Consider the following 15443-nt stretch of genomic DNA (forward strand, 5'->3'; position numbering starts at 1 on the left):
CGCTGCGGGGCGTCGGACCTGCCCCTCACCGCGCGTCGCGTGCGCGGTGCGAGCACGAGAGGTGGGCAGACGAGCCGATGAGCGGTCACTCCAAGTGGGCGACGACCAAGCACAAGAAGGCCGTGATCGACGCCCGCCGCGGCAAGATGTTCGCCAAGCTGATCAAGAACATCGAGGTCGCGGCCCGGACCGGCGGCGGTGACCCCGACGGCAACCCGACGCTCTACGACGCCATCCAGAAGGCGAAGAAGAGCTCGGTCCCGAACGACAACATCGACCGTGCGGTCAAGCGTGGTTCGGGTGCCGACGCCGGCGGCGCCGACTACCAGACGATCACCTATGAGGGCTACGGCCCGAACGGGGTCGCGGTGCTGGTCGAGTGCCTGTCCGACAACCGGAACCGGGCGGCGACCGAGGTCCGGACGGCCATGACCCGCAACGGCGGCACCATGGCCGACCCGGGGTCGGTGGCGTACCTGTTCCAGCGCAAGGGCGTCGTGGTGCTGCCGAAGGCCGAGCTGTCCGAGGACGACGTGCTGATGGCCGTCCTCGACGCCGGTGCCGAGGAGGTGAACGACCTCGGCGAGAGCTGGGAGGTCGTCTCCGAGCCGACCGACGTCGTCGCGGTGCGGACCGCGCTCCAGCAGAACGACATCGACTACGACTCCGCGGAGGCGGTCTTCGTGCCGTCGATGCAGGTCGAGCTGGACGCCGACGGTGCGAAGAAGGTCTTCAAGCTGATCGAGGCGCTCGAGGACTCCGACGAGGTCCAGAACGTCTACGCCAACTTCGACGTCTCCGACGAGGTCATGGCCGAGGTCGGCTGAGGTCGCCCCGGCAGGTCCGTACGCGGCCGCGTCCCCACCCGGGGCGCGGCCGCGTTCACTGTCGGGGGTCGGTTCTAGACTCGCCGCCGATGAGCACAGCGACGCAGGGCACCCAGAAGTCGGCCTCGGCGAAGAAGAAGGCACCGGCGAAGCCGCGCCTGTTGCTGCTCGACGGCCACTCCCTGGCCTACCGGGCGTTCTTCGCGCTGCCCGCGGAGAACTTCCGCACCGGTACCGGGCAGACCACGAACGCGGTCTACGGCTTCACCTCGATGCTGATCAACCTGCTGCGCGACGAGGAGCCGACCCACCTCGCGGTCGCCTTCGACGTGTCGCGCACGACGTTCCGCTCCGAGCGCTACGCCGAGTACAAGGCGAACCGCTCGTCGACACCGGACGACTTCCGCGGCCAGATCGACCTCATCAAGGAGGTCCTGGCCGCGCTGAACATCCCGGTGTTCGCCGTCGACGGGTTCGAGGCCGACGACCTCATCGCCACCCTCGCCACCCAGGCCGAGGAGCGCGGCTACCAGGTGCTCATCACCACCGGCGACCGTGACGCGTTCCAGCTGGTCACCGACGACGTCACCGTCCTGTACCCCAAGCGCGGCGTGTCCGACCTCGGCCGGATCGACCCGGCCGAGGTCGACAAGCGCTACGGGCTCACCCCGACCCAGTACCCGGACTTCGCGGCGCTGCGCGGCGACCCCTCGGACAACCTGCCCTCCATCCCCGGGGTGGGGGAGAAGACCGCGGCCAAGTGGGTCCGGGAGTTCGGCTCGCTCGCCGAGCTCACCGACCGGGTCGACGAGGTCAAGGGCAAGGCCGGGGACAACCTGCGGGCCAACCTGGCGAACGTGCTGCTCAACCGCCAGCTCACCGAGCTGGTGCGCGACGTCGACCTCGGCGCCGCCCCCGAGGAGCTCGAGCTGCGCCCGTGGGACCGCGACGCGGTGCACCGCCTGTTCGACGAGCTGGAGTTCCGGGTGCTGCGCGAGCGCCTGTTCTCCACCCTGTCCTCCGCCGAGCCCGAGGCCGAGTCCGGCTTCGAGGTCTCCGGTGAGGTCGTCGCACCCGGCGCGGTGCGGGCCTGGCTCGACGCCCACGCCCGCGACGGGCGTCGGGTCGCGGTGAGCTTCGCCGGGGTCACCGGCCCGATCGCCGGGCGCGACCTCGACGGGATCGCGCTCGCCACGGGGGAGCCGACCGTCGAGCAGCGGGCCGCCGGCGCCACCGCCGGTGTCCCGGCCGCCGGCTACCTCGCGCTGACCGGCCTCACCCCGGACGACGAGGCGGCCCTGGGCGACTGGCTCGCCGACGCGTCCGTGCCGAAGGCCGCGCACGACGTGAAGGCGGTGCTGCACGCGCTGCGGGCGCGGGGCTGGACCCTGGGCGGGCTGACCAGCGACACCGCGCTCGCCGCGTACCTCGCCAAGCCCGGGCAGCGGACGTTCGACCTGGCCGATCTCGCGCTGCGCTACCTGCGCCGCGAGCTGCGCACCGAGGAGCCCGCCGACGGGCAGCTGTCGCTGCTCGGCGGTGAGGAGGAGGCCGACACCCGGGCCGCGGAGCAGGAGATGCTCGCGGCCTCGGCGATCGCCGAGCTCGCCGACGCCCTCGACGCCGACCTCGCCGAGCGGGGCGGCAGCGAGCTGCTGGCCGACCTGGAGCTGCCGCTGGCGTTCGTGCTGGCCGACTGCGAGGCGGCCGGGATCGCCGTGGACGGCGAGACCCTCTCCGACCTGGAGTCGGACTTCGGCGCCCAGGTCCGCGAGGCCGCGCGGCAGGCCTACGAGGTGATCGGCAAGGAGATCAACCTCGGCTCGCCCAAGCAGCTGCAGGTCGTGCTGTTCGACGAGCTGGAGATGCCCAAGACCAAGCGCACCAAGACCGGATACACCACCGACGCGGACGCGCTGGCGAGCCTCTACGAGCAGACCGAGCACCCGTTCCTGCAGTTCCTGCTGCAGCACCGGGACGCGACCCGGCTCAAGGTGACCGTCGACGGGCTCATGAAGTCCGTCGCCGAGGACGGCCGGATCCACACCACCTACTCGCAGACGATCGCCGCGACCGGCCGGCTGTCCTCGACCGACCCGAACCTGCAGAACGTGCCGATCCGTACCGCCGCCGGGCGCCGGATCCGGGACGCGTTCGTCGTCGGGTCGGGCCCCGACGGCGCGCCGTACGCGGAGCTGCTCACCGCGGACTACAGCCAGATCGAGATGCGGATCATGGCCCACCTGTCCGAGGACGCCGCGCTGATCGAGGCCTTCCGCTCACAGCACGACTTCCACGCCGAGACCGCCGCCCGGGTCTTCGGCGTCGCGGCGACCGAGGTGTCGCCCGAGCAGCGCGCCAAGATCAAGGCGATGAACTACGGCCTGGCCTACGGGCTGTCGGCCTACGGCCTGTCCGGGCAGCTGCGGATCTCCACCGACGAGGCGAAGGGGCTGATGGACGACTACTTCGCCGGGTTCGGCGGGGTGCGCGACTACCTCGCGGGAGTCGTCGACCAGGCCCGCAAGGACGGCTACACCGCCACCATCCTGGGAAGGCGGCGCTACCTGCCCGACCTGACCAGCGACAACCGTCAGCGCCGGGAGATGGCCGAGCGGATGGCGCTCAACGCCCCGATCCAGGGCAGCGCGGCGGACATCATCAAGGTCGCGATGCTCGGGGTCTACCGGGCGCTGCAGGCCGAGGGGTTGCGCAGCCGGATGCTGCTGCAGGTGCACGACGAGCTCGTCCTCGAGGTCGCCGACGGCGAGCGCGAGACCCTGGAGGCGCTCGTGCGCCGGGAGATGGCGGCCGCGGCCGACCTGTCGGTGCCGCTGGAGGTGTCGGTCGGGTCCGGCCGCAGCTGGGACGCCGCGGCGCACTGATCCGGGCCCCGGCCCCCAGGGGGCGGGGTCAGCCGGCGACCGTCCCCGGTGCGGGGGCGGCGCCGTACGCGGCTCCGGAGTGGTGGCGCAGGTGTCCGGGCGCGAGGACCCGGGCGGCGCGGCCCAGCTCGGCGACGAGCTGCTCCACCGCGACGTCCTGCCGGCGGGCCGCGGCGTGCAGGATCGCGCAGAGCCGTCCGTCCGGGCCCGTCCGGGCCGTGGCGCCGGTCGGGGCGTCGCCGGGGGTGGCGGTGCGGAGGGTGTCGCGCTCGTGGCGCAGCACCGCGGCCAGGTCGCGTCCGGCGGCGGCGAGGACGTCGGCGTCGTCGGTGTGGATCACGACGACCGCGTCGGCGTCGCCCGCCGCGGCGACCGCGCGTTCCGCGGAACGCGACCACGCCCACAGCGCACGGCGCCCGGCCAGCGACGCGGGCAGCTCCAGCCCGCCGGACTCGGCGTCGGCCAGGGCGACCAGGAGCCCGCCGATCCGGCCGGCCCGGCGCGCCCAGGTCGCCCGGTCCCCGGGCAGTCCCCGGTGGACGACGACGCCCGTCTGCGCCGGCGCGGCCGGTGGCTCGTCGGGGCGGCGGGGGTGCGGGACGAGGGGCATCGGCGTCACCTCCTCCGGGGCCGACGCCGGTAGCGTCGCAAACCCCCCACCTGCTGTTACGTCGTCGCGGCGGACGGTGGGGACATCCCGCCGGACGGTCCGTGCCCGGCGTCCGGCGGTACGGCTGTCGCCGGTTCCAGGATCGTCAGCTCGGCCGACCCGAGGCGGAGCACGCCGTCGTCGAGGGGCTCGCAGCGGACACCGCCCCGGCCGCGCAGCGCCGCCCACGCGCCGTCGCCGATCTCGGTGTCCATCCAGCGGCACGGTGCGGCGGCGCGGTGCGCGCGGAAGCGGACCGGCCCGTCGCCGGAGTCCAGGGCGAACAGCGCGCCGGTGCCGCCGCGGCCCGGTGCGGCGAGCGCGTCGACCGGGGCGCCGCGCAGGACGACGTTGCGCCGCATCGCCCGCGGGGTCGCGTCGACGGCGTCGCCGAGCACCGCGCGCAGGTGGTCCAGCGACTCCGCGGCCAGCAGGGTCACCGCGGCGCGGGCGTGGGCCGGGCGGCCGGCGTAGCGGTCGCCGACGATCCCGTGGCCGGCACGGACCCGGACCTCGCGGCGCAGCGGTGGCTCCGGGTCGGGCCGGGGCCCGTCCGCGGGCCTGCCCTCGTAGGCGTGCCGGGACGCGGCCAGCAGGGCGGTGACCTCGACCCGCATCAGTTCAGCCCGGTCAGGAACCGGATCACGGCCTCCCGGGTCAGCTGCGCGCCCGGGCTGCCGAAGGGCCGGTCGAAGACGTGGTCGGCGTAGGGGACGGTGACCAGCCTGCCGTCGACCCCCGCGGAGCGGAGCTCCCGGTCGTAGGCGGCGACCCGGTCGGGCAGGACGTAGTGGTCCGCGGAGCCGAGCAGCAGCAGGGTCGGCGGGAGCCCCGGGCGGACCTGCTCGGCGGGGGAGAGCAGCCGCAGCAGGCCCGGAGCCTGCTCGGCGGTGCCGCCGAACAGGGTGCGCTGCAGGTCCGGGTCGACCAGCGTCAGGTCGACGGGCGGGTAGTAGGCGACCACGCCGACCGGCGGCGGGCCGGGCGTGGGCGGCGGGGCGTCGGCCGGGCCGGTGCCGCCGTACGCGGCCGGTGCCTCGGAGCACGCCAGCGTCCCGTCGAGCAGCCCGGACGTGGTCGACAGCGCCAGCGTCGCGCCGGCGGACTGCCCGGCCAGCACCAGCCGCGCGGGATCCAGACCCGCCTCGCCCGCGTGCGCGCGGACCCAGTCGACGGCGCACGCGACGTCGCGCTGCTGGTCGCGGCCGACGGGCTCGGGCGGCGGCAGCCGGTAGTCCACCGCCGCGACCGCCCAGCCGCGCTCGGCGAGCCACCGGTTCAGCGCGGTGCGGTCGCCGCGGTCCCCGCTCGTCCACGACCCGCCGTGCACCCACACCATCGTCGGGTGCGGACCCGCGCCGGTCGGCAGGTAGAGGTCCAGCGTGCGGCCGGGGGCGAACTCCACCGACCGGTCCGGCCGCCCGTCGGGCTGGCCCAGCTCGGTCAGCGTCGCCGTCCAGTCCAGCGGGACGCCCTGCTCGGACGCGGCCCGGCCCTGCGCGGCCAGCACCGTGACCGACCCGACGACCGCGGCCAGCGCGAGCACCGCCGTCGCGACTCCGGTGAACCGCGCGCCCGCGGCCCGCGCCGCCAGCCCGAACAGGATCCCCAGCACCGCAGCCAGGGCCACGTGCAGCGGGTACGCGCCCGACAGGAACGACCCCGCGAGCCCGATCCCCGGGGTCTCGGGGCGGAAGGTCCCCACCAGCACGACCAGCAGCAGCGCGGCCCACACCCACGCGAGGATCCGGAGGAACGACGTCACCCGCGCACCCTGTCATCCCGGTCCGCCCGGCCCGGCCCGGACCCGCCGGTCCGGCGTGCCCGCACCGGATGGGACCGCCTCCACCGGTACGGTTCTCGAACGGCCGTGCGGATCCGAGGCGAGGGGGACGCGGTGCGGGTGCTCGGGGTCGACCCCGGACTGACGCGGTGCGGGATCGGCGTCGTCGAGGCCGGTGCGGGCCGGACCGTCGGGTTCGTCGACGTCGGTGTCGCCCGCAGCCAGCCGGACCTGCCGCTGGAACGGCGGCTGCTCACCGTCGCCGACGAGGTGGAGCGCTGGGTGGCCCGGCACCGCCCCGACGTGATCGCCGTCGAGCGGGTGTTCAGCCAGAACAACGTCCGCACCGTGATGGGCACCGCGCAGGTCAGCGGGGTCGTCGCGCTCGTCGCCGCACGGGCCGGGCTGCCGGTCGCCTTCCACACCCCCAGCGAGGTCAAGGCCGCCGTCACCGGGGAGGGCCGCGCGGGCAAGGCGCAGGTCACCGCGATGGTCACCCGGCTGCTCGGTCTCGACGCACCCCCGAAGCCCGCCGACGCCGCCGACGCGCTCGCGCTGGCCATCTGCCACTGCTGGCGCTCCCCGATGATCGACCGGATGGCGCAGGCGCAGGCCCGCGCCGAGGAGCTGGCCGCGGTGCACCGGGCCCGGCTCGCCGAGGCGCAGCGGGAGCAGGGCGGCGCCCGGCCCAGCGCCGCCCAGCAGTGGGCCGCGGCCCGCGCGGCCGCCGACGCCCGGTCCGCCGGCGGCTGGGGCGCACGCTGACCCGTCTCGCCCGGTGGTGGCGTGGTGTCGCGTGCGGTTCCGTCGGTGTGGCCCGGTAGCGTCGGTGCCTCGAACGGTCGTTCGTGGGAGGGGGACCTGTCAGTGATCCACTCGGTGCGCGGTCCGGTGCTGGAGATCGGGCTGGACCACGCCGTCGTCGAGGTCGGCGGGGTCGGGCTCGCGGTGTACGCCACGCCCGCCACGCTGGGCGGGCTGCGTCGCGGCGAGGAGGCCCGGCTGCCGACCACGCTGGTGGTGCGCGAGGACTCCCTGACCCTCTACGGGTTCGCCGACGCCGAGGAACGCGAGCTGTTCCTGCTGCTGCAGACCGTGTCCGGGATCGGGACGCGGCTCGCGCTCGCCACGATCGCGGTGCTGGAGCCGGACACGCTGCGCCGCGCACTCGCCGACGGTGACCTCGCCGTCCTCACCCGCATCCCCGGCGTCGGGCGCAAGAGCGCCGAGCGCCTGGTCGTGGAACTGCGCGACAAGGTGACCGCGCCCGTCGCGGTGCCCGCGGGTGCGGTCGCGGCCGCGCCGGCCCCGGTGCTCGGGGTGCGCGAGCAGGTCGTCGAGGCGCTGCTCGGGCTCGGCTTCACCCAGCGCCCGGCCGAGCAGGCCGTGGACGCGGTGCTGGCCCACGCCCCCGACACCGACGCCCGGGACCTGCTGCGGACCGCGCTGTCGAGCCTCGGCAGGTCGCGGTGACCGAGCCCGACCCCTACGCCGGGGTCGACGGGCATCTCGACGAGCGCGCCGTCGATGCCGGGGTCCAGCCCGGGGACACCGACGTCGAGGCGTCGCTGCGGCCCCGGTCGCTCGAGGAGTTCGTGGGGCAGCCACGGGTCCGCGAGCAGCTGCAGCTGGTGCTGGAGGGCGCGCGGCGCCGCGGCGACCCTCCGGACCACATCCTGTTGTCCGGCCCGCCCGGCCTCGGCAAGACCAGCCTCGCCATGATCATCGCCCAGGAGATGGGCGCCGCGATCCGGCTGACGTCGGGCCCCGCGCTGGAGCGGGCGGGGGACCTGGCCGCGATGCTGTCCAACCTCGTGCCCGGCGACGTGCTGTTCATCGACGAGATCCACCGCACCGCCCGCCCCGCCGAGGAGATGCTCTATCTCGCGATGGAGGACTTCCGGGTCGACGTGGTGGTCGGCAAGGGCCCGGGTGCCACCTCGATCCCGCTCGACGTCGCACCGTTCACCCTGGTCGGAGCCACGACGCGGGCGGGATCGCTGACCGGTCCGCTGCGTGACCGGTTCGGGTTCACCGGGCAGATGGAGTTCTACGACGTCCCCGAGCTGGACCGCGTGCTCCGCCGGGCCGCCGGGATCCTCGGCATCGACCTGCGCGCGGACGGCGCGGCCGAGATCGCCGGGCGCTGCCGCGGCACCCCGCGGGTGGCGAACCGGCTGCTGCGCCGGGTCCGCGACTACGCCGAGGTCCGCGCGGACGGCGTGGTCACCCGGGAGGTCGCCCGCGACGCGCTGGCCGTCTACGACGTCGACGAGCTCGGCCTCGACCGGCTCGACCGTGCCGTGCTCGGCGCGCTGGTCCGTTCCTTCCACGGCGGCCCGGTCGGCGTCTCGACCCTCGCCGTCGCCGTGGGGGAGGAGCCGGGGACCGTCGAGGAGGTCTGCGAGCCCTACCTGGTGCGGGCCGGGATGATCGCCCGCACCCCGCGCGGGCGGGTCGCGACCCCGCTGGCCTGGACCCACCTCGGGCTGACCCCACCCGCGGACGCACCGGCCGGGCACCGGGTCGACCCGCTGTTCTGACCGGGCGTGCCGTCGGGGCACCGGAGTGCGCGGGCCGCCTCACATGGGAGGATCCGGACGGACCGAACGGATCGGGCACCGCCCGGCCGGGACCGCGGGCACCCTGGTGTCCGCACACCGCGCGGAGTCCTCCGGACACCGCGTGCCCGGCGGGCGTCCTGATGCGGGCGTACCGGAACGATCCGGGCGTCCGGCTCGTTCCGGGGCGTGTCGGGCAGCCGGCGGGCCCCGGGTGACGCCGTTCGGCCCGTCGCACTGCGACGAGCGGTCCGCCTCCGGGAGGGGGCCGGCCGTCGGTGTCGGTCCCGGCTGGCACACTCACGATTACGAGACGAGACGGAGACCCCGCACGATGACTTCAATCCTCGCCCAGCAGGCCGGTGGCGGCTCGAGCATCTTCTCCCTGCTGCCGTTCCTCATCATCCTGCTGCTGTTCGTGCCGTTGTTCCTGAACGGCCGCAAGCAGCGCAGGCAGATGGCGGAGACGCAGGCGATGCAGCAGGCGCTGGAGGACGGCGACGTCGTCGTCACCACGTCCGGGCTGCGGGGCACCATCGTCGACGCCTCGTACGAGGACACGATCGACCTCGAGATCGCCGACGGCGTGGTCACCACCTGGCTGCGTGCGGCGATCCGGGAGAAGGTCGCGACCGACGAGGCGACGGAGGAGACCGTCGCCGAGCCGGCCGACAAGGACGCGTCGGAGAACAAGCCGACGATCCACTGAGCACGTCGGGAACGGGCCGGGCGGCCCGTTCCGGCGGCCTCGGCGTCCGTACCGGGCCCGGCCGCGGCTCTGCCGCACCGGCCCGGTGGGACGGCGACCGACCGTGAGGCCGGCCGCGGCCGCCGCACGAGTCGGATCAGGAGAACGATCACGTGGCAACGTCGTCGGGGCAGCAGCACGTGCGCCCCTGGCGCTACCTGACGGCCTTCGCAGGCATCGTCGTGGTGCTGTACGCACTGGTGTTCCTCACCGGGGGCGGCAACCTCACGCCGAAGCTGGGCATCGACCTGCAGGGTGGCACCCGCGTCACGCTCACCGCCCGCACCACCGACGGGCAGCCACCGCCGCGTGACCAGCTGATCCAGGCGCAGGACATCATCGAGCAGCGCGTCAACGGGCTCGGTGTCAGCGGCGCCGAGGTCCAGCTGGACGGCAGCAACATCGTCATCACCGTCCCCGGCGACGCCGGTGAGCAGGCCCGCTCCCTGGGCCAGACCGCGCAGCTGCGCTTCCGCGAGGTGCTGCAGGGCCCCGTCCCCGCGAACCAGGCCGCCGGGCAGCAGCCCGCGCCGGGCCAGGACGCGCAGACCGGCCAGGCCCCCGCGAGCCAGGCCCCCGCGAGCCCCGCCCCGGCGCAGCCGCAGGGCATGGGCGAGCAGAGCCGTCCCGTCGCCCCGGTCGCGCAGGTCTCGCCGCTGCAGGACCCGCCGCCGACACCCGCGCCGTCCCCGACGCCGAGCCCGAGCGGGCTCGCGCCGGACGACCCGCGCGTCGCCGCCGAGGTCACGAAGCTCCGCGAGACCCGGCAGAGCACCGACCAGGCCACCCAGCTGCAGGCGCTGCTGGCGCTGAACTGCGGCGCACCGGACCCCCTGCAGGGCTACGACGACCCGACCAGGCCGCTGGTCGCCTGCAGCGAGGACGGGCAGTCCAAGTACCTGCTCGGCCCGTCGTTCCTCGAGGGCACCGAGATCGCCTCCGCCCAGGCCCAGCAGAACCAGCAGGGCGTCGGCTGGGTGGTCGGGCTGACCTTCAAGCCGCAGGGCGCCGACACCTGGGGCCGGTACACGACCGAGAACGTCGGCAAGAACGTCGCGTTCGTCCTCGACGGCGACGTCGTCTCGGCCCCCACGATCAACCAGCCGATCTTCGGGCAGACCCAGATCTCGGGGCAGTTCAACCAGGACCGGGCCCAGCAGCTCGCCCAGGTGCTGCGCTACGGCTCGCTGCCGCTGTCGTTCGACTCCGGCAACGCCCAGACCGTCTCCGCCAGCCTCGGGCTGGCCTCGCTGGAGGCCGGGCTCATCGCCGGCGCCGTCGGCCTGGTGCTGGTGTTCGCCTACTGCCTGTTCTACTACCGCCTGCTCGGCATCCTGACGATCCTGTCGCTGGCCCTGTCCGGCCTCGTCGTCTACGCGGTGCTGATCCTGCTCGGGCGCTGGATCGGGTTCACCCTCGACCTGGCGGGCGTCGCCGGGTTCATCATCGCCATCGGCATCACGGCCGACTCGTTCGTCATCTTCTTCGAACGGCTCAAGGACGAGATGCGCGACGGCCGCACCTTCCGTTCGGCCGTCCCGCGGTCCTGGGAGCGGGCGCGGCGCACGATCCTCACCGCCGACGCGGTCAGCTTCCTCGCCGCCGCGGTGCTCTACATCCTGGCCGTCGGCGAGGTCCGCGGCTTCGCGTTCACCCTGGGCATGTCCACGGTCCTCGACCTCGTCGTCGTGTTCCTCGTGACGTTCCCGCTGGTCGTGCTCATCTCCCGGTCCAGGTCGCTGGGCAGGCCCGGGCTGTCCGGGCTCGCTGCGGTCGACCGGATCGGGTCGCGGCACCGCCGTGAGAAGCCGGCCGTCGGCAGGCGCGCGGCCACCACCGGGAAGGGAGCGGGCGCATGACGAACCCCGAGTCGCTGTCGGGCTGGACCCGGCTCACCACCGGCACCGCGAACGTCGACATCATCGGCCGCCGGAAGACCTGGTACATCGGCTTCGGCGTGCTCATCGCCGTCTGCGTGCTGTCGCTGGTCTTCCGGGGCTTCAACCTCGGGATCGACTTCACCGGCGGCTCCCAGATCCAGCTGCCCGCCACCGGGGCGAACGGCACGATCAGCACCCAGCAGGTCGACCGGGTCTACGAGGGCGTGATCGGCTTCGCGCCCGAGGTCACCCAGTCCGTCGGGTCCGGCGACGCCGCGTCCATCGTGCTGCAGTCCGAGCCGCTGACCCCCGAGCAGCTCGTGCCGCTGCGCGAGGCGCTGTTCACCCAGCTGCAGCCGCTCGGCGCGGACGGCACCCCGAGCGCCGCCTCGATCAGCGACTCGCAGGTCTCGGGCACCTGGGGCGGCGAGGTCACCACGCAGGCGCTGATCGCGCTGGCGGTGTTCATCGTCCTGGTCACGCTGTTCCTGGCGTTCTACTTCGAGCGGGCGATGGCCGCCGCGGCGCTGATCGCGCTCGTCAACGACATCGTCGTGACCGCCGGGGTGTACTCGATCATCGGGCTGGAGGTCACCCCGGCCACCGTGATCGGTCTGCTGACCATCCTCGGGTTCTCGCTCTACGACACCGTCGTCGTGTTCGACAAGGTCCGGGAGAACTCCCGCGGGCTGCTGAAGCTGACCCGGCGCACCTACGCCGAGGCCGCGAACCTCGCGCTGAACCAGACGCTGATGCGGTCGATGAACACCTCGCTCATCGCGATCCTGCCGGTGCTCGGCCTGCTCGTGATCGGTGTCGGTCTGCTCGGTGTCGGCACGCTGGCCGACCTGGCACTGGTACAGCTGGTCGGCATGATCACCGGTGTCGTCTCCTCGCTGCTGCTGGCCACCCCGGTCCTGGTGGACATCAAGCTGCGCGACAAGCGGGTCCGCGACCAGGCCGCCCGGGTCGAGGCGCGTCGTGCCCGCGCGGCCGGCCGGGGCGGGACGGCCTCGGACGTCGAGGACGATCCGGCCACCGATACCCTCGCCGCCGTGAGCTCCTCCGCACCCGCCGCCCCGCGGCCCGGCGCCCGCCCGACCGGCAAGACCGGACGGCGTCGCGGATGAGCGGGGCACGGGTCGACGGCATCCGGGTCGGGCCCGGGATCACCGGGGACTCCGCGGACGACCTGCTCCGGGTCGCCGAGCTGGTCCGCTCGGTACCCGACTACCCGCAGCCCGGGGTGCTGTTCCGTGACATCACCCCGGTGCTGGCGCACGGGGAGTCCTTCGCGACCGTCACCACCGAGCTGGCCGCCAACGCGGGCGAGGCGGACCTGGTGGTCGGGGTGGAGGCGCGCGGGTTCCTGCTCGGCGCCGCCGTCGCGCTCGTCGCCGGGGTCGGCACCGTGCCGGTCCGCAAGGCGGGCAAGCTGCCCGCGGTCGCCGCGTCGCGCAGCTACGACCTGGAGTACGGCAGCGCCACCCTGGAGCTGCCGGCCGGGGTCGTCGAGCCGGGCACGCGGGTCTACGTGGTCGACGACGTGCTCGCCACCGGCGGCACCGCCGCGGCCGCCTGCGCCCTGCTGGCCGACGCCGGGGCCGAGGTCGTCGGGTTCGGCACGCTGCTGGAGCTGGCCGCGCTGAACGGCCGGGCGAAGCTGGGTGACCTGCGGATCGACGCCCTGCTGAACGCCTGACCACGACGGGCCCCGATTCGCGGACTATCCTCGGACCCGGGACCCTTCCCGCCACCGAGCACGAGCAGGAGGTGCGGTGACCGAGGTCGACCGGACCGGCGCCCATCCGGCCACGCGCCCGCTGACGCCCGACGACGAGCCGCCGCGCCCGTCCGCGACCCGCCGGGTCCGTGCCCGCATCGCCCGGCGGATGACGCCGCAGCGCGTCGCCATCGTGACCCCGGTGCTGGAGCCGCTCGCCGCGGTCCACCGCTCGCTGCACCCCAAGGCCGACCTGGTGCTGCTCCAGCGCGCCTACGACGTCGCCGAGGACAAGCACGACGGCCAGACCCGCAAGTCCGGGGACCCCTACATCACCCACCCGCTCGCCGTCTCCACGATCCTGGCCGAGCTGGGCATGGACACCACGACGCTGGTCGCGGCCCTGCTGCACGACACCGTCGAGGACACCGACTACTCACTGGAGCGGCTGCGCGCCGACTTCGGCGACGAGGTCGCGCACCTCGTCGACGGCGTCACCAAGCTGGACAAGGTCGAGTTCGGCTCCGCCGCGGAGGCCGAGACGATCCGCAAGATGGTCGTCGCGATGGCCCGGGACCCGCGGGTGCTGGTCATCAAGCTGTCCGACCGGCTGCACAACATGCGCACGATGCGCTTCCTGCGCCCGGAGAAGCAGGTCAAGAAGGCCAACGAGACCCTCGAGGTGTTCGCCCCGCTCGCGCACCGCCTCGGCATGGCCACGGTGAAGCTGGAGCTGGAGGACCTGTCCTTCGCGATCCTGCAGCCCAAGAAGTACCAGGAGATCGTCCGGCTGGTCGCCGACCGGGCGCCCTCGCGCGACACCTACCTGCGCCAGGTCATCGACGAGGTGTCCGCGCAGCTGGACTCCGCGCGGATCCCGGCCAAGGTCGAGGGCCGACCGAAGCACTACTACTCGATCTACCGCAAGATGATCGTCAAGGGCCGCGACTTCGACGACATCCACGACCTCGTCGGGGTCCGGGTGCTCGTCGACGAGGTGCGCGACTGCTACGCCGCGATCGGCATGGTGCACGCGCTGTGGCAGCCGATGCCCGGGCGGTTCAAGGACTACATCGCCCAGCCCCGGTTCGGCGTCTACCAGTCGCTGCACACCACGGTGATCGGGCCGGACGGCAAGCCCCTCGAGGTGCAGATCCGCACCCACGCCATGCACCGCACCGCCGAGTACGGCATCGCCGCGCACTGGCGGTACAAGGAGGTCAAGGGCGGCGGCAACAAGGAGGTCGAGGTCGAGGAGATGGCGTGGATGCGCCAGCTGCTCGACTGGCAGCGCGAGGCCGCCGACCCCGGCGAGTTCCTCGACTCGCTGCGCTTCGACCTCGCCGCGCGGGAGATCTTCGTCTTCACCCCGAAGGGCGACGTCGTCACCCTGCCCACCGGCTCCACCCCGATCGACCTGGCCTACGCCGTGCACACCGAGGTCGGGCACCGCTGCATCGGCTCCCGGGTCAACGGCAAGCTCGTCGCCCTGGAGCGGCAGCTGTCCTCCGGCGATGTCGTCGAGATCTTCACCTCCAAGGCCGAGGACGCCGGGCCGTCGCGGGACTGGCTGCAGATCGCGAAGTCCCCGCGGGCCAAGGCCAAGATCAAGCAGTGGTTCGCCAAGGAGCGCCGCGAGGAGGCCGTCGAGGAGGGCAAGGAGGCCATCACGCGGGAGGCGCGCCGCACCGGGATGCCGCTGCAGCGGCTCATCTCCGGCGACGCGATGTCCGCGCTCGCCCGGGAGATGCACTACTCCGACGTCTCCGCGCTCTACGCCGCCGTCGGCGAGCACCAGGCCAGCGCCCAGCACGTCGTGCAGCGTCTCGTCGCGTGGTTCGGCGGCGAGGAGGAGGCCGAGGAGGAGCTCGCCGAGCGGGCGACGCCGTCGACGGTCCGCCACCGGCGTCCGTCGGGCAACGCCGGCGTCGTCGTCAGCGGCGAGGACGGGCAGGCCCTCGGCGACCTCTACATCAAGCTCGCCCGCTGCTGCACCCCGGTGCCGGGCGACGAGATCCTCGGGTTCGTCACCCGCGGCGGCGGGATCAGCGTGCACCGCACCGACTGCACCAACGCCGGGGACCTCACCGCGCGCGAGGAGCGGCTGGTCGACGTGACCTGGTCGGTGTCGCCGGAGTCGGTGTTCCTGGTCGCCATCCAGGTCGAGGCGCTCGACCGGCACCGGCTGCTGTCCGACGTCACGAAGGTCCTGGCCGACGAGAAGGTCAACATCCTCTCGGCGACGACGACCACCTCCCGCGACCGCGTCGCGATCTCCCGGTTCTCCTTCGAGATGGGCGACCCGAAGCACCTCGGGCACCTGCTCCATGCGGTGCGCAACATCGAGGGCGTCTACGACGTCTACCGGGTCACCAGCGCGGCCTGAC

At 73.9% G+C, this 15443-nt stretch carries 13 protein-coding genes; 10 read left to right on the top strand and 3 right to left on the bottom strand.

All coding sequences use genetic code 11. The features are described from left to right. Positions 1 to 77: 77 nt before the first annotated feature. Together ND486_RS00915 and polA are read left to right on the top strand one after the other, a co-directional pair. A complete protein-coding gene (locus ND486_RS00915; RefSeq protein ID WP_208823674.1) occupies positions 78 to 827 on the top strand; it encodes a YebC/PmpR family DNA-binding transcriptional regulator in 750 nt (249 codons plus the stop codon). Between the two features lie 89 nt (positions 828 to 916). Further along, positions 917 to 3712 (top strand): DNA polymerase I, encoded by a 2796-nt coding sequence (gene polA / locus ND486_RS00920; RefSeq protein ID WP_251782348.1) that lies wholly within the window; start codon positions 917 to 919, stop codon positions 3710 to 3712. 28 nt (positions 3713 to 3740) lie between these two features. Here the strand turns inward: polA and ND486_RS00925 are convergent, their stop codons facing one another. From ND486_RS00925 to ND486_RS00935, 3 genes are read right to left on the bottom strand one after another with little or no spacing between them, the layout of a single operon-like run. Beyond that, complete coding sequence (locus ND486_RS00925; RefSeq protein WP_251782349.1) at positions 3741 to 4322, bottom strand: hypothetical protein; 582 nt, start codon at positions 4320 to 4322, stop codon at positions 3741 to 3743. Between the two features lie 56 nt (positions 4323 to 4378). Next, entirely contained in the window at positions 4379 to 4978 is a 600-nt protein-coding gene (locus tag ND486_RS00930) for an MOSC domain-containing protein (RefSeq protein WP_251782350.1), read from the bottom strand. Then, positions 4978 to 6126 carry an alpha/beta hydrolase gene (locus ND486_RS00935; protein WP_251782351.1) on the bottom strand — a complete coding sequence of 383 codons (1149 nt, stop codon included), beginning with the start codon at positions 6124 to 6126 and terminating at the stop codon, positions 4978 to 4980. Before ND486_RS00935 ends, ND486_RS00930 begins: the two co-directional genes overlap by 1 nt. Before the next feature lie 132 nt (positions 6127 to 6258). On the opposite strand from ND486_RS00935, the gene ruvC reads away from it, so the two are divergent. From ruvC to ND486_RS00975, 8 genes are all read left to right on the top strand, one after another. Continuing rightward, positions 6259 to 6909, top strand: a complete 651-nt coding sequence (gene ruvC / locus ND486_RS00940) for a crossover junction endodeoxyribonuclease RuvC (RefSeq protein ID WP_251782966.1) — start codon at positions 6259 to 6261, stop codon at positions 6907 to 6909. 102 nt (positions 6910 to 7011) lie between these two features. Then, on the top strand, positions 7012 to 7617 hold the full coding sequence (gene ruvA, locus ND486_RS00945; protein WP_062395706.1) for a Holliday junction branch migration protein RuvA: 606 nt from the start codon (positions 7012 to 7014) through the stop codon (positions 7615 to 7617). Beyond that, positions 7614 to 8687, top strand: a complete 1074-nt coding sequence (gene ruvB, locus ND486_RS00950) for a Holliday junction branch migration DNA helicase RuvB (RefSeq protein ID WP_308215783.1) — start codon at positions 7614 to 7616, stop codon at positions 8685 to 8687. Before ruvA ends, ruvB begins: the two co-directional genes overlap by 4 nt. 352 nt (positions 8688 to 9039) lie before the next feature. Then, positions 9040 to 9414: a preprotein translocase subunit YajC gene (gene yajC, locus ND486_RS00955; RefSeq protein ID WP_062395704.1), complete on the top strand. Its 375-nt coding sequence runs from the start codon at positions 9040 to 9042 to the stop codon at positions 9412 to 9414. A 152-nt stretch (positions 9415 to 9566) separates the two neighbouring features. Then, positions 9567 to 11312 carry a protein translocase subunit SecD gene (gene secD / locus ND486_RS00960; protein WP_251782352.1) on the top strand — a complete coding sequence of 582 codons (1746 nt, stop codon included), beginning with the start codon at positions 9567 to 9569 and terminating at the stop codon, positions 11310 to 11312. After that, positions 11309 to 12463, top strand: coding sequence for a protein translocase subunit SecF (gene secF, locus ND486_RS00965; RefSeq protein ID WP_251782353.1), 1155 nt, complete (start codon positions 11309 to 11311; stop codon positions 12461 to 12463). The genes secD and secF overlap by 4 nt, the downstream gene beginning before the upstream one ends. Next, the gene (locus ND486_RS00970) at positions 12460 to 13035 is read left to right on the top strand and encodes an adenine phosphoribosyltransferase (protein ID WP_251782354.1); all 576 of its coding nucleotides are present in this window, start codon (positions 12460 to 12462) and stop codon (positions 13033 to 13035) included. Before secF ends, ND486_RS00970 begins: the two co-directional genes overlap by 4 nt. A gap of 121 nt (positions 13036 to 13156) precedes the next feature. Next, complete coding sequence (locus ND486_RS00975; protein ID WP_251782968.1) at positions 13157 to 15442, top strand: bifunctional (p)ppGpp synthetase/guanosine-3',5'-bis(diphosphate) 3'-pyrophosphohydrolase; 2286 nt, start codon at positions 13157 to 13159, stop codon at positions 15440 to 15442. Position 15443: the final 1 nt, after the last annotated feature.

The organism is Pseudonocardia sp. DR1-2 (genome assembly GCF_023717215.1).
Classification (GTDB): Bacteria; Actinomycetota; Actinomycetes; order Mycobacteriales; family Pseudonocardiaceae; genus Pseudonocardia; species Pseudonocardia alni.